Annotated in this window: 16 protein-coding genes; 9 read left to right on the top strand and 7 right to left on the bottom strand. The window is 70.2% G+C overall.

The window, feature by feature from the left end; genetic code table 11:
- Positions 1-12 precede the first annotated feature (12 nt).
- On the bottom strand, positions 13-606 hold the full coding sequence (locus tag DRV85_RS17955; protein ID WP_113290852.1) for a thioredoxin family protein: 594 nt from the start codon (positions 604-606) through the stop codon (positions 13-15).
- 30 nt (positions 607-636) lie between these two features.
- On the bottom strand, positions 637-1,374 hold the full coding sequence (locus DRV85_RS17950; protein WP_113290851.1) for a cytochrome c biogenesis CcdA family protein: 738 nt from the start codon (positions 1,372-1,374) through the stop codon (positions 637-639).
- Between the two features lie 69 nt (positions 1,375-1,443).
- On the opposite strand from DRV85_RS17950, the gene DRV85_RS17945 reads away from it, so the two are divergent.
- The 4 genes from DRV85_RS17945 (at position 1,444) to DRV85_RS17930 (ending at position 3,971) form a co-directional block, all read left to right on the top strand.
- Complete coding sequence (locus DRV85_RS17945; protein WP_113290850.1) at positions 1,444-1,830, top strand: thioredoxin fold domain-containing protein; 387 nt, start codon at positions 1,444-1,446, stop codon at positions 1,828-1,830.
- Entirely contained in the window at positions 1,827-2,321 is a 495-nt protein-coding gene (locus DRV85_RS17940; RefSeq protein ID WP_113290849.1) for a GlcG/HbpS family heme-binding protein, read from the top strand. Before DRV85_RS17945 ends, DRV85_RS17940 begins: the two co-directional genes overlap by 4 nt.
- A gap of 34 nt (positions 2,322-2,355) precedes the next feature.
- A complete protein-coding gene (locus tag DRV85_RS17935) occupies positions 2,356-2,694 on the top strand; it encodes an ArsR/SmtB family transcription factor (RefSeq protein ID WP_113290848.1) in 339 nt (112 codons plus the stop codon).
- A 221-nt stretch (positions 2,695-2,915) separates the two neighbouring features.
- Complete coding sequence (locus tag DRV85_RS17930) at positions 2,916-3,971, top strand: YeeE/YedE family protein (RefSeq protein WP_113290847.1); 1,056 nt, start codon at positions 2,916-2,918, stop codon at positions 3,969-3,971.
- Between the two features lies 1 nt (position 3,972).
- Here DRV85_RS17930 and DRV85_RS17925 read toward each other — a convergent pair whose 3' ends face one another.
- Positions 3,973-5,187, bottom strand: a complete 1,215-nt coding sequence (locus DRV85_RS17925) for an FAD-binding domain-containing protein (RefSeq protein WP_113290846.1) — start codon at positions 5,185-5,187, stop codon at positions 3,973-3,975.
- A 138-nt stretch (positions 5,188-5,325) separates the two neighbouring features.
- Between DRV85_RS17925 and DRV85_RS17920 the strand changes: the two genes are divergently transcribed.
- Both DRV85_RS17920 and clpX read left to right on the top strand, forming a co-directional pair.
- Positions 5,326-5,958, top strand: a complete 633-nt coding sequence (locus DRV85_RS17920) for an ATP-dependent Clp protease proteolytic subunit (protein WP_113290845.1) — start codon at positions 5,326-5,328, stop codon at positions 5,956-5,958.
- A gap of 129 nt (positions 5,959-6,087) precedes the next feature.
- Positions 6,088-7,350: an ATP-dependent Clp protease ATP-binding subunit ClpX gene (gene clpX, locus DRV85_RS17915; RefSeq protein WP_113290844.1), complete on the top strand. Its 1,263-nt coding sequence runs from the start codon at positions 6,088-6,090 to the stop codon at positions 7,348-7,350.
- A 63-nt stretch (positions 7,351-7,413) separates the two neighbouring features.
- Here the strand turns inward: clpX and DRV85_RS19270 are convergent, their stop codons facing one another.
- On the bottom strand, positions 7,414-9,177 hold the full coding sequence (locus tag DRV85_RS19270; RefSeq protein WP_158540191.1) for an FkbM family methyltransferase: 1,764 nt from the start codon (positions 9,175-9,177) through the stop codon (positions 7,414-7,416).
- Between the two features lie 166 nt (positions 9,178-9,343).
- Here DRV85_RS19270 and DRV85_RS17905 point away from each other — a divergent pair, with 166 nt between their 5' ends.
- Genes DRV85_RS17905 through DRV85_RS17895 form a run of 3 tightly spaced genes read left to right on the top strand, consistent with a single transcriptional unit; the run spans position 9,344 to position 10,540 of the window.
- Positions 9,344-9,727 carry an NADH:ubiquinone oxidoreductase subunit NDUFA12 gene (locus DRV85_RS17905; protein ID WP_113290843.1) on the top strand — a complete coding sequence of 128 codons (384 nt, stop codon included), beginning with the start codon at positions 9,344-9,346 and terminating at the stop codon, positions 9,725-9,727.
- A gap of 7 nt (positions 9,728-9,734) precedes the next feature.
- A complete protein-coding gene (gene mlaD / locus DRV85_RS17900; RefSeq protein ID WP_113290842.1) occupies positions 9,735-10,187 on the top strand; it encodes an outer membrane lipid asymmetry maintenance protein MlaD in 453 nt (150 codons plus the stop codon).
- The gene (locus DRV85_RS17895) at positions 10,184-10,540 is read left to right on the top strand and encodes a DUF2155 domain-containing protein (protein ID WP_113290841.1); all 357 of its coding nucleotides are present in this window, start codon (positions 10,184-10,186) and stop codon (positions 10,538-10,540) included. The genes mlaD and DRV85_RS17895 overlap by 4 nt, the downstream gene beginning before the upstream one ends.
- Here the strand turns inward: DRV85_RS17895 and aat are convergent.
- The 3 genes from aat to accB are packed head-to-tail and all read right to left on the bottom strand — an operon-like array spanning position 10,504 to position 13,028.
- On the bottom strand, positions 10,504-11,163 hold the full coding sequence (gene aat / locus DRV85_RS17890; RefSeq protein WP_113290840.1) for a leucyl/phenylalanyl-tRNA--protein transferase: 660 nt from the start codon (positions 11,161-11,163) through the stop codon (positions 10,504-10,506). The genes DRV85_RS17895 and aat overlap by 37 nt on opposite strands.
- 10 nt (positions 11,164-11,173) lie before the next feature.
- Positions 11,174-12,523 (bottom strand): acetyl-CoA carboxylase biotin carboxylase subunit, encoded by a 1,350-nt coding sequence (gene accC, locus DRV85_RS17885; RefSeq protein ID WP_113290839.1) that lies wholly within the window; start codon positions 12,521-12,523, stop codon positions 11,174-11,176.
- Between the two features lie 10 nt (positions 12,524-12,533).
- Positions 12,534-13,028, bottom strand: a complete 495-nt coding sequence (accB, locus tag DRV85_RS17880; RefSeq protein ID WP_113290838.1) for an acetyl-CoA carboxylase biotin carboxyl carrier protein — start codon at positions 13,026-13,028, stop codon at positions 12,534-12,536.
- Positions 13,029-13,235: the final 207 nt, after the last annotated feature.

Below are 13,235 nucleotides of genomic sequence, written 5' to 3'. Positions count from 1 at the left end.
CGCCCCGCGCCGTCACTCCGTCGCCGCGCTCGCCCGTTCCTCGATGCGGCGCGCGTGGTAGCGCTGGAAATCCTCTTCGGTGTCCAGCTCGTAGCGCTTCTCGTTCACCCATGTCAGCAGGTCCAGCGTGGTCTGCCAGCCGAAGGCGCCGGGCATCGTGGCCACCGCGGCCTCTGGGGCTGTCGCGCCCTCGGCGACGTCCTCGGGGAAGAACATGAAGGTCGGGGTGAAGAGAATCCCCCACTTCCGCGCCATCGCCTTCTCCGACCGTATGTCGCCGTCGAAATCGACGACCTCGAGATCGCCGTGCAGGTTCAGCTGCACCACGAAATAGTTCTCGTTCAGGTAGTCCGCGACCTCCTCTCGCGGGAACACCTCCTCGTGCATCTTGGTGCAGTAAATGCAGCCGCGCTGCTCGAAGATGATCGCGAAGCGCTTGCCTTCCGCGTTTGCCTCCGCGAGATCCTCGCGCAGGTCCTTGAAGGTCTCGCGCATCCAGGGCGCCTTGTGCAGCCCGTCGTCGCCCAGCCGCGTCTCCGCCGCCGCCGGTGCGGCCGTCGCGGCCAGCGCCGCCGCGAGGATCGCGCGTCTCGTCCATGCAATCATCGTCTCTCCTCCCTCGTGGTTTCCCGCGCCTCAGCCGATGCTGGTGAAGCCCGGAAAGGTCTCGATCATCCAGTTGGCGATGTAGTTCACCGTATCCGTCGCGATCAGCACGGCGAAGACGATCAGCATGCCGCCCATCGCCTTCTCGACATGCTGCATCTTGCTGCGGTGGCGCTGCACCCAGGCGAGGAAGGGCCGCGCGAAGAGCGCCGCCACCACGAAGGGCGCCGTCATCGCCAGCCCGTAGACCAGCAGCAGCAGCCCGCCGCGCCCGATGTCGCCCATTCCGCTCGCGATCATCAGGATCGAGGCCAGCGCCGGGCCCACGCAGGGCGTCCAGCCGAAGCCGAAGGCAAGCCCCATCAGATAGGCGCCCAGGATCGTCGAGGGCTCGGCGCTGCTTTCGAGCCGCGCCTCGCGGTAGAGGAACCCGATCCGGATCACGCCCAGGAAATGCAGCCCGAAGACCGCGAGAATCGCCGCCGCGACATAGGAGAGCGGCTGACGCCACTGCGCGAAGGCCTCGCCCAGCGCCGTCGCGCCCATGCCCAGCAGCACGAAGATCGTGGTCACGCCCAGCGCGAAGAACACCGCCGAGAAGACCAGCCGGCGCTGCGCGCCCGGCGCGATCGCCCCGTCGCCGCGAAGCTCGGTCATTGAAATCCCGGCCATGTAGCTCAGGTAGAAGGGCACCATCGGCAGGATGCACGGCGTGAAGAACGACAGCAGGCCAGCGAGCGCCGCCCCGGCGAAGGAAATCTCCAGCATGGCCGCTCCTTGAACCATTCACATATTCATATTACGTTGAATGAGAGCGAGAGGACATTCAAGAGGGCCATGAGCATCCTGCGCGCAGTTCTCGCGGCGGCGCTTGTGCTGCCGGCCGCCCGGGCGCCGGAGGCGGCCCAGCTGGTCATGATCGAGCAGCCGGGCTGCGCCTATTGCGCCGCCTGGATGGAGGATGTCGCGCCCGAATATCCGCTCACCGACGAAGGCCGCTTCGCGCCGCTCGTCACCGTGCAAAAGCGCGACGCGCCGCCCGAGGGCATGAGCTTCGCGCGCCCGGTCGTCTTCACGCCGACTTTCGTGCTCGTCGAGGACGGGCAGGAACTCGCGCGAATCGAGGGCTATCCGGGCGAGGATTTCTTCTGGGGTCTGCTCGCGCGGATGCTGGAAGAACACACAGACTACGACCCCGACGCAGAAGAGGGAGGAGGGACATGAAGACCGCATTCTTCGCCGCCGCGATGGGACTCGCCGCCGCGCCGGCGCTGGCGCAGGACGCCTTCGTCGAATTCCGCGCGCTCACCCCAGAGCTCGCGCAGCGCGCCGCCACGGCCGCGATGGAGCACTGCCGCGCCGAGGGCTATCAGGTGGGCGTCACCGTGACCGACCGCTTCGGCGTGCCCCAGGCCTTCGTGCGCGACCGCTTCGCCGGTGCCCACGTCCACGAGACCTCCTTCCGCAAGGCCTGGACCGCGGTCAGCTTCCGCACGCCGACCACCGAGCTCGCCGAGGCCACCAAGGCCGGTACCGACGCCTCCGCCATCCGCAATCTGAGCCAGGCGCTGCCGCTGGGCGGCGGGCTGATGATCGTGGCCGGCGACGGAGACGTCGTGGCCGGGATCGGCGTCTCGGGCGCGCCCAGCCCCGATCTCGACGACGTCTGCGCCGAGGCCGGCATCGCCGAGATCGAGATGGAGATCGCCTTCTGAGGCGACCCCCGCGCGCGAAGCAAGGGAAGGTGACATGGCTCTTCCGGTCCTCGAGCCCGACATGAGCGAGGCCGAACTCGACCGAATCGTCGAGAAGGCCGAGACCGCCTCGGCCTTTCTCAAGGCGATCAGCCACGAGGGCCGGCTTATGATCCTGTGCCATCTCGTCACCGGCGAGAAGTCGGTGACCGAACTCGAGGAGCTGCTCTCGGCGCGCCAGGCCGCGGTCTCGCAGCAGCTCTCGCGCCTTCGCCTCGAGGGCCTCGTCGTGCCCCGGCGCGAGGGCAAGGCGATCTACTACCGCCTCGCCGACGACCGCCCCAGGAAGATGCTCGAGACGGTCTACGACCTCTTCTGCCGCGACGAGGACTGAGCGGGCCCGCGGGCTCTCGCAAAGGCCGGCCCTTTCGGATCCCGAACGGACCTTCCTCTTGCCCGGAATACCCTCCGGGGGTGAGGCGGCGACAGCCACCGAGAGGGGCAGACAGCCCCCCTCGCCGGGGCCTGATACAGGTCGCATGCCATTGTGTTCCGGGCGCGGCCGGGCCATAGTCACCGGGATGGGAGCGGGACAGCGCCGGAGGAGGGCCTGTCATGCTGGAGATCGTTCCGGAAGTCTGGATGGTCGCGGCGATCGGCGCGGCCGGCGGGGTGCTCTTGGGGCTCGCCGCGCGGCTCGGGCGTTTCTGCACGCTGGGCGCGATCGAGGACATGCTCTACGGCGGCAGCGACATGCGGATGCGCATGTGGTGCCTCGCGATCGGCGTGGCCGTGGCCGGCAGCTTCGCGCTGATGGCCGCGGGGCGCTTCGATCCGGGGCTGAGCTTCTATCACTCGATCCGGTGGATGCCGCTCGCCTCGATCCTGGGCGGACTCGCCTTCGGCTACGGCATGGCGCTCGCGGGCAATTGCGGCTACGGCGCGATCGCCCGGCTGGGCGGCGGCGATCTGCGCAGCTTCGTGATCGTCCTGGTGATGGGGGTCTCGGCCTATGTCGTGCTCGCCGGGCCGCTCGCGCCGATCCGCAACTGGCTGTTTCCGCAGGAGAGCGTGACCGGCCCGCCGCCGGCGCTGGCCGATTACGCCGCGGCCTGGACCGGCCTCCCGCCCGCCGTCTTCGGCATTCTCGTGGGGCTCGGGCTGATCGCGCTGGCGCTCGCCTCGGCCGATCTGCGCCGCAGTCCGAAATCGGTCTTCTGGGGCGCGATGGTGGGCCTCGCGGTCGTGGGCGGCTGGGCCGGCACCTATTGGGTCGCCACGACGGGCTTCGAAGCCCTGCCGGTCGTCTCGCACAGCTTCTCCGCCCCGGTGGGCGAATCGATCCTCTTCGCCATGACCGGCAGCGCGCGGCCGGTGAGCTTCGCCGTCGGCTCGGTCGCGGGCGTCTGGCTCGGCGCCTTCATCGGCTCGCTCGTCAAGGGGCATTTCCGCTGGGAGGCCTGCGAGGATCCGCGCGAGCTGCGCCGCCAGATCTTCGGCGCCATGCTGATGGGCGGCGGCGCGGTGCTCGCCATGGGCTGCAGCGTGGGGCAGGGGCTCACCGCCTTCTCGACGCTCGCGGTGAGCGCGCCGGTGACGCTGCTGGCCATCTTCGCGGGCGCGGCGCTCGGCCTGCGCCAGCTGATCGTGGGCTTTCAGCCCGCGGAATAGCTCAGGCCGCGCGCAGCCCCTTCACCTGCGCGAGCAAAGCGGGGATCCGTTTGCGGAACCGGAAGAAGCCGTGCGTGGCGTGCGGCCAGGCCGCGGCATCGTAGGGGCGGACGAGCCGCCGCACGGCGGTGCCGGCCAGGGCCTCTGCCGCCGGCCCGGTGCAGGGCCACGGCGTCACGATCTGCGCCAGCCCCTCGCGCGCGGCCCAGTCGGCGATCTCCTCCGCGCCGGCGAGCCAGGTCACCGGCCCCAGCCGCGCGCCCCAGCGCGCCGCGGTGTCCTCCATCGCGCCGCGCACATGGTCGCGGAGGTGCGGGGCGGGCATGAGCGGGCTAAGCCCCGCCGTGCAGTCGAGAAAGGCCGTGGCCCGCGGCCGCGCCCCCGCCTCGAAGACGAAACCGGGCGCGAGATCCTCCTCGGTGAGAAGCAGCCCGGTCGGCGCGGCGGGGTCGAACGCGTCCGACACCGGCGCCGGCCCCACAGGCGGATGCGGCGGCCCGTCCGGCGGCGGCGCGGCGGGCGCCAGGCCCTCGGGCCGGAAGCGGCCTTCGGTGTATTTCTCTATGTTCGAGGGACGGGCGAGATAGGTCTTGCCCCGCGTCTGCAGCCCAGCGACCCAGCGCCACGAGAGCGTGTTCGAGGCCGGATCGCCGTCGAGCAGGTGACGCAGGAAGAAATCCGCGCCCAGCTCCCACGGCAGGCGCAGGGTGAAGATCCAGATCGAGGCGACCCACATGCGCGCGTGATTGTGCAGATAGCCCGTCTCGACCAGTTCGCGCGCCCAGGCGTCGAAGGCGCCGATCCCCGTCTCGCCGCGGCAGGCCGCCTCCCAGTCGCGGCGCAGCCCCTCTTCTGTCGCCACACGGTCGAGCGCGCGCGCAAGCCCCGCGCGGTAAGCCGTCCAGACCGACGGGCGCAGCTCCAGCCAGCCCTTCCAGTAGGTGCGCCAGACCACCTCCTGCACGAACTTCTCGGCCGCGCGGTGCGAATGCCGCCCGAGCACCGCCGCCAGCACCTCCTCCTCGGTCACGAGCCGCCGCCGCAGCCACGGCGACAGCTGCGAGACGCCCTCGTGCCGGTCCCGGCCGAGGTCGAAGTTGCGCCGGCGGGCGTAGTCCGCCCCGGCATGCGGGACGAACTGCCGCAGGCGCTCCAGGCCGGCGGCGCGCGTCGGCGGGAAGCGGTCGAGCGGGGAGGGGGCGGCCGTCTGCGTCATGCGACGTCGAGCTAGCGCGCGGAGCCTCGGGCACAAGCTGTGCCGCGACATCCCCGCCGCGCCCTTGCAGGCCCCCGGTGGCGACACTAAGACTCCGTCAAGCTCAGCGCGCTAACACGGCAGGACAGGCAGGCACCGATGACCGATCCCTTCGATACCTACATGAACACGCTCGTGCCCATGGTGGTCGAACAGACCAGCCGGGGCGAGCGGGCCTACGACATCTTCTCGCGGCTGCTGAAGGAGCGGATCGTCTTCGTCTCCGGCCCGGTCCACGACGGCATGTCCAGCCTCGTCGTGGCGCAGCTCCTGCATCTGGAGGCCGAGAACCCGAAGAAGGAAATCTCGATGTACATCAACAGCCCCGGCGGCGTGGTGACGTCGGGTCTGTCGATCTACGACACGATGCAGTACATCAAGCCCAAGATCTCGACGCTGGTGATCGGGCAGGCGGCCTCGATGGGATCGCTGCTGCTGACCGCCGGCTCGAAGGGCCTGCGCTTCTCGCTGCCCAACAGCCGCATCATGGTGCACCAGCCCTCCGGCGGCTACCAGGGGCAGGCGACCGACATCATGATCCACGCCGAGGAGACGCTGAAACTCAAGCGCCGGCTCAACGAGATCTACGTGCACCACACCGGCCAGACGCTCGAGGCGGTCGAGGCCGCGCTGGAGCGGGACAAGTTCATGTCGCCCGAGGATGCCAAGGACTGGGGGCTCATCGACGAGATTGTCGAGAATCGCGGCAAGCATGACGACGAGGAAAGCTGATCGCGGTCCCGGTGAACCGCGAGGGGAAATTTGACGTTGTAGAGGTCAGGAGGCTGCCCTAAGCTTCGAGACGAGGCCGTTGCCGGGGCCGGAACGCCCCGGCGCAAGTCCAGGCCCGAAAGGTGGAAGATGGCGACGAATTCAGGCGACAGCAAGAACACGCTCTACTGCTCCTTCTGCGGCAAGAGCCAGCACGAGGTGCGCAAGCTGATCGCCGGGCCGACCGTGTTCATCTGCGATGAATGCGTCGAGCTCTGCATGGACATCATCCGTGAAGAGACCAAGGGCGCCGGCTTCAAGAGCTCCGACGGCGTGCCCACGCCCCGCGAGATCTGCGAGGTGCTCGACGACTACGTGATCGGTCAGGCGATGGCCAAGCGCGTGCTGTCGGTCGCGGTGCACAACCACTACAAGCGGCTGAACCATGCCGCGAAGTCGAGCGACATCGAGCTCAACAAGTCGAACATCCTGCTGATCGGCCCGACGGGCTGCGGCAAGACGCTGCTCGCGCAGACGCTGGCGCGCATCCTCGACGTGCCCTTCACCATGGCCGACGCCACCACGCTGACCGAGGCGGGCTATGTCGGCGAGGATGTCGAGAACATCATCCTCAAGCTGCTCCAGGCCTCGGAATACAACGTCGAGCGGGCGCAGCGCGGCATCGTCTATATCGACGAGGTCGACAAGATCACCCGCAAGTCCGAGAACCCGTCGATCACCCGCGACGTCTCGGGCGAGGGCGTGCAGCAGGCGCTGCTGAAACTCATGGAGGGCACCGTGGCGAGTGTGCCGCCGCAGGGCGGGCGCAAGCATCCGCAGCAGGAATTCCTGCAGGTGGACACCACCAACATCCTGTTCATCTGCGGCGGCGCCTTCGCCGGGCTCGAGCGGATCATCGCGCAGCGTCACAAGGGCAGCGCGATGGGCTTCGGCGCCGATGTGCGCTCGCAGGACGATCGCGGCCTGGGCGAGCTCTTCACCGATCTCGAGCCCGAGGATCTGCTCAAGTTCGGCCTGATCCCGGAGTTCGTCGGCCGCCTGCCGGTGATCGCCACGCTCGAGGATCTCGACGAGGACGCGCTGGTCGAGATTCTCACCGCGCCCAAGAACGCGCTGGTCAAGCAGTATCAGCGCCTCTTCGAGCTCGAGGACGTGACGCTCACCTTCACCGACGAGGCATTGCGCGCCATCGCCCGCCGGGCCATCCGCCGCAAGACCGGGGCGCGTGGTCTGCGCTCGATCCTCGAGGACATCCTGCTCGACACCATGTTCGAGCTGCCGGGCATGGAGAGCGTCACCGAAGTGGTGGTCAACGACGAAGCCGTCACCTCGGACGCCAAGCCGCTGATGATCTACGCCGATCAGAAGAAGGAGCCCGCCTCGGCGGGCTGACCGGCAGCTTCATCGCGATCCCTACGGCCCGCGCCCCGGCGCGGGCCTTTTCGCGCCGGCTGGTCAGCGGGGCCTGTGACTGCGCGTGACGCTCTCGGGGATTTCGGTCGCGTCCAGCGCGGGCCAGTCGCCACGCTCCACGAAACCCGCCACGCGCAGGGCCACGCCGGCGGCGGGCAGGTCCAGCTCGCCGAGGTCCAGGCGCTTGCGGTCCACCGCACGGTGGCGCCAGACGCGGGCCAGCGTCTCGATCAGCTGCGGCGGCTTGCCGGCGAAGGCCGCGATATGCGCCGCGATCCGGTCCGTGGCGCCCGACCGCCGTCGCACGATCACCGCCACATCCTGATCGCCGCGCGCGACGAAGGCGAAGAGATGCAGCGCCGAGCCTTCGGCCGCCACGATCTGCCGCGCTGCCTTGTAGCGCGCGATCTGCGTGGCGAGGTCGTGCTGCTCGGGGTGGAAGACCTCGTAGCCTTCCGCGGCGAGGCAGGCTTCCAGCCGCGCCTCGCCGATCAGCCCGCCACGGCCGGGCCCCAGCGCGCTGCGGCTGACATAAAGCCGCTCCGGCCCCTCGGGCGCGACGTCGCGGGCGAAGCGCGCCCGCATCGCGGCGCGGAACGCGTCGGTGCCGGCGGTGATCGCGCCCAGGCCGAAGCCCTGACCCGGCACGATGAGTTCCTCGACCTCCGTGGGCGCGCCGACGAGCCGGACCGGCAGTTGCGTGCCCATCAGGCGGAAGAAGTCTTCGTGAAACCGGCCCAGCGGTGCGTCGCGTCCGCGGCGGTCGACGAAGAGAAGCCCGTCCAGCGCGGTCTCGTCCACATGCTCGAGCGCCCAGAGCCGCGCCGGCGTTTCGGCCACGAAATGCGAGAAGGTCCGCATGAAGACCCCGCCCCAGAGCCAGCGCCCGGCCAGTCGCTCCCCGGGTGGCGTCGCGGGCGGCGGGGTCGTGAGCAGCCGCTGGTTGCGCCAGAGCGCGCCCTCGGGACGATAGGCGCCCTGCGCGTCGCGCAGCCCGGCCGGCGTCGTCAGGGCGCTGCCCGTGGGCGGGTAGACCCGCGCCTTCTCCAGCGTCGTGAGGGCCGAGGACCAGCCGCCCGCGGGGTCGGGCGGCGTGCCGATCGGCTCGCCCGCTGCGCGCGCGGGGTCACGCTCCGCCGCCCAGACCATGCGGGTCGAGACGGCGTGGCGCCGCGCGAAGCCCTGGCCGCGCAGGATGTCCTTGGCGCGCTTCATGCCGGCCTTCCCGTAGTGGCGCGGGTGGAACTCCATGATCACCGCCCGGATGCCGGAGAGATCGGCATGCTCCAGAAGCTCGAGCTCGGCACCCTCGATGTCGGCGACCAGCACCGTCGGCCGGAACGACCGGCGCACGGCCTCGAAGCTCTCGGTCGGCACCTCGACGGCGCGCGTGCGCCCCGCGGCGTCCCCGGCCAGCGACGAGCCGAGATAGGAGGCGTGAACGTGGAACGTCACGCGCTCCGGCCGCTCGGGGGCGGACCAGAGCACGGCGTTGCGCACCGCGATCCGCTCCGAGAGCGCGTTGGCGTGGTAGAGCGCCTCGATATGCGGCAGAAGCGCTGGGTTCGCCTCGTAGGAGAGGACAGCCTCGGGCCGCGCATGGAGCGCCGTGAGGGCGCCCACGATGCCCAGACCCGCGCCGAGCTCCAGCACGCGGTCGCCCGGTCCGACAAGCTCGAGCGCGCCGCGGATCTCGTCGCCTTCGTAGCGGGCGGCCGCGATCCGGCGAATCCGCGCCTCGTTCAGATAGGGCGAGGCGGGCACCCTGAGCCCCATGCACTCCACCGCGATCGCCTGATCCTGCATCCGCCCCTCCGGCTGCCGCCGCCCGGAGATTAGCCGCCCGGCCCGCGCAGGCACAGGCCTGCGCCATCCGCGCCCCGTCCGTCGCGCCGTGCGCGCCACACCTGCGCGCGCTCTGGACCTCGCGCCTGCGCTGGTCCATATGGTGGGGCGTCAGCCGGAGGACCGAATGGGTATCTTGAGCTTCCTCAACCGCGTCGTGACCTGGTGGAACGGCCAGACCATCGGCACCCAGATCTTCACCTGGCGGCACGGGGTGAAGGTGGGCGAGGACGAGTCCGGCAACATCTTCTACCGCAACGGCGACGACACGAAGCGCTGGGTCGTCTACAACGGCGAGGCCGAGGCGAGCCGCGTCGCGCCGGACTGGCACGGCTGGCTGCACTACACCTGGGACGAGCCGCCGACCGAACGGCCGGTCGCGCACAAGCCCTGGGAGAAGCCGCATCAGGAGAACCTGACCGGCACGCCGCAGGCCTATGCGCCGGCCGGGTCGATCCGCCGGGTCAATCCCGAGCCGCGGCGCGACTACGAGCCCTGGACCCCGGAGTAATCCCGCGATGAGCCACAGCACGGGCGAAATCGTGCTCGGTGCCGCCGTGCTCGCCGCCGCGGCGGGCTTCGTCATCTATGCCGGGCAGGTCACGGGCTTCGGCACCGAGCGGGGCGGCTACCCGCTCACCGCCAGCTTCCGTTCGATCGAGGGCGTGACCGTGGGCACCGACGTCCGGCTCGCGGGGGTCAAGATCGGGACGGTCACGGACATCGAGCTCAACCCCGAGACCTACCGCGCGGACACGACCTTCACCGTGGACACCGGCGTGCGCATCCCCGACGACAGCGCCGCGGTCGTGGCCTCCGAGGGCCTGCTGGGCGGCAACTACCTCGAGATTTCGCCGGGCGGGTCGATGTTCTACTTCGAGCCGGGTGACGAGATCATCGACACGCAGGGGTCCGTCAGCCTGATTTCCCTGCTGATCCGCTTCGTCACCGGCGAAGAGGAGGAGGGATGATCCGCGCGGCGCTTCTCTGCGTGGCGCTGGCGGCGCCGGCCGCGGCGCAGGAAGAGGCCGAACGCGGCACCGGCGCGGTGCTGCGGGGCCTCGACAAGATCAGCGGCGCGGTCGAGGACGTGACCCTCGTCAACGGCGCGCGCGTTTCGCTGGGCCGCCTGGAGATCCGGCTGCAGGAATGCCGCTATCCCGCGGGCAATCCGGCGGGCGATGCCTGGGCCTTTCTGGAAATCTCCGAGGACGGACGCGCGGAGCCCGTGTTCCGCGGCTGGATGATCGCCTCCTCGCCGGCGCTCAACCCGCTGGATCACGCCCGCTACGATGTCTGGGTGTTGCGCTGCACCACCTCCTGACCCGAGGCGGGAAGCGCCGGCGCGGTGAAATCGGCCTGCCGCTCGAGCGCCGCGGCCAGACGCCGGTGATACTCCGCCCGGCTGATCTCCACCCCGCCCAGCGAGGCGAGATGCGAGGTCAGGAACTGCGTGTCGAAGAGCAGGAACCCCGCGCGCCGCAGGCGGTCCACCAGCCAGGCCAGCGCGATCTTCGACCCGTCCCTACGGCGCGAGAACATGCTCTCGCCGAAGAAGGCCGCGCCCAGCGTCACGCCATAGACGCCGCCGGCCAGCTCGCCGTCCATCCAGACTTCCAGCGAGTGGGCGTGGCCCATTTTGTGCAGCGCGGTATAGAGCCGGCGGATCTCGGCGTTGATCCAGGTCTCGTCGCGGTTCGCGCAGGCGTCGATCACCCCCTCGAAATCGGCATCGACGGTCACGCCATAGTCGTCGCGGCGCAGCCGGCGGGCGAGCGAGCGCGAGATCCTGAAGCCATGGAGCGGAATGATCCCGCGCCGGCGCGGATCGACCCAGAATACCTCTTCGTCGTCGCGGCGTTCGGCCATCGGGAAGAGCCCGACCGAATAGGCCCGCAGCACGAGCTCGGGCGTGAGTCCCTCGCCATCCCCGGACGCGGAGCTCATCGCGCGCGGGTCAGGCGGCGGCCTGGCTTTCGAGCCATTGTTCCAGCCAGTGAATCGTGTAGTCGCCCGTTCGGATCGCCGGCTCTTCCAGCAGCGCCCGGAAGAGGGGTATCGTGGTGTCCACCCCGTCCACGATCAGCTCGCCCAGCGCCCGGTTGAGCCGCGCCAGCGCCTCGTCGCGGTCGCGGCCGTGCACGACGAGCTTGCCGATCAGGCTGTCGTAGTAGGGCGGGATGACGTAGCCATCGTAAAGGGCCGAGTCCATCCGCACGCCAAGGCCGCCCGGCGCGTGGTACTGCGTGATCCGCCCCGGCGAGGGGGCGAAGTCGGGCAGCCGCTCGGCGTTGATCCGCACCTCGATCGCATGGCCGTTGATGATAAGATCCTCCTGCGCGAAGGACAGCGGGTATCCCTCCGCCACGCGGATCTGCTCGCGGACGAGATCCACGCCGAAGATCGCCTCGGTCACGGGGTGCTCGACCTGAAGCCGGGTGTTCATCTCGATGAAGAAGAACTCGCCGTTCTCGTAGAGGAACTCGATCGTCCCGGCGCCGGCATAGCCGAGCTCGGCCATCGCCTCGGCGCAGACGCGGCCGATGCGCGCGCGCTCCTCGGCGCTGATCGCGGGGCCGGGCGCCTCCTCGAGCACCTTCTGGTGCCGCCGCTGGAGCGAACAGTCGCGCTCGGCCAGATGCACCGCGCGCCCCCGGCCGTCGCCGAAGATCTGGATCTCGATGTGGCGCGGCCGCTCCAGGTATTTCTCCAGATAGACCTCGTCGTTGCCGAAGGCCGCCTTCGCCTCGGCCCGCGCTGTGAGAAAGGCGCGCTCCATCCCGTCCGCATCGCGCGCGAGCTTCATGCCGCGCCCGCCGCCGCCGGCCGTGGCCTTGACGATCACCGGATAGCCGATCTCCTCGCCCAGCCGCAGCGCCTCCTCGAGGCTTTCCACGCCGCCCTCGGAGCCCGGCACGCAGGGCACGCCCAGGCGTTTCATCGTCTCCTTGGCCGAGATCTTGTCGCCCATCACGCGGATATGCTCGGCCGAGGGGCCGATGAAGGTCAGCCCGTGATCCTCGACGATCTGAACGAACTGCGCGTTCTCCGACAGGAAGCCGTAGCCCGGATGGATCGCCTGCGCGCCGGTCACTTCGCAGGCGGAGATGATCGCGGGCATCGACAGGTAGCTCTGCGCCGCCGGCGGCGGACCGACGCAGACGCTCTCGTCGGCCATGCGCACGTGCATAGCGTCGGCGTCGGCCGTGGAATGCACCGCGACCGAGGCGATTCCCATCTCGCGGCAGGCGCGGATGACGCGAAGGGCGATCTCGCCGCGGTTGGCGATCAGGATCTTCTGGAACACGCGCGGCCCCTCACTCGATGATGACGAGCGGGGCGCCGTATTCGACCGCCGCGCCGTTCTCCACGAGGATCCGCTTCACGGTGCCCGCCCGCGGCGCGGGGATGTGGTTCATCGTCTTCATCGCCTCGACGATGAGCAGCGTGTCGCCCTCCGCCACGGTGGCGCCCACGCTGATGAAGGGGGACGCGCCGGGCTCGGGCTGCATGTAGACGGTGCCGACCATGGGCGAGGTCACGGCGCCGGGATGGGCCGCAGGATCCTCGGCCGGCGCGGCCGCCGCCGGCTCGGGCGCGGCCGTCTCGGGGGGCACGGCGGCGGCGGGCGGGAGCGCCTGCGGCGGTGCAGCGGGGGCCGCCGCGGGGCCCGCGCGGCTCAGCGTGACGTCGAGCCGCTCCTCCTCGCCCCGCCGGCGCTCGACCGAGATCTCGGTGAGCTCGCTTTCCCGCAGGATGTCCGCGAGCGCGCGGATGAATGCCACGTCGTCGTCGTGCGGATGGGTCGTCATCGGATCCTCGAGCCGTTGCCGGAGACCGGGGCGGGCATTCGTGCGCGCGCGCCCCGGATCGGACCCTCTATAGGCGATGCGCCGGGAGGAGGAAAGCGGGCCGATACGCTCCGGCGGCGATGACCTGCGGGGCAGGCGCGGCCGCCCGGGCCGCGCCGTCCATCACGCGTTTTCCCTGTTCATGCGGTTTTCGACGAGGTCGTCGAC

Source organism: Rhodosalinus halophilus (assembly GCF_003298775.1).
GTDB classification, from domain to species: Bacteria; Pseudomonadota; Alphaproteobacteria; order Rhodobacterales; family Rhodobacteraceae; genus Rhodosalinus; species Rhodosalinus halophilus.
The sequence above is the reverse complement of the archived record's forward strand: the minus strand, read 5'-3'. Positions and strand labels throughout refer to the sequence as shown.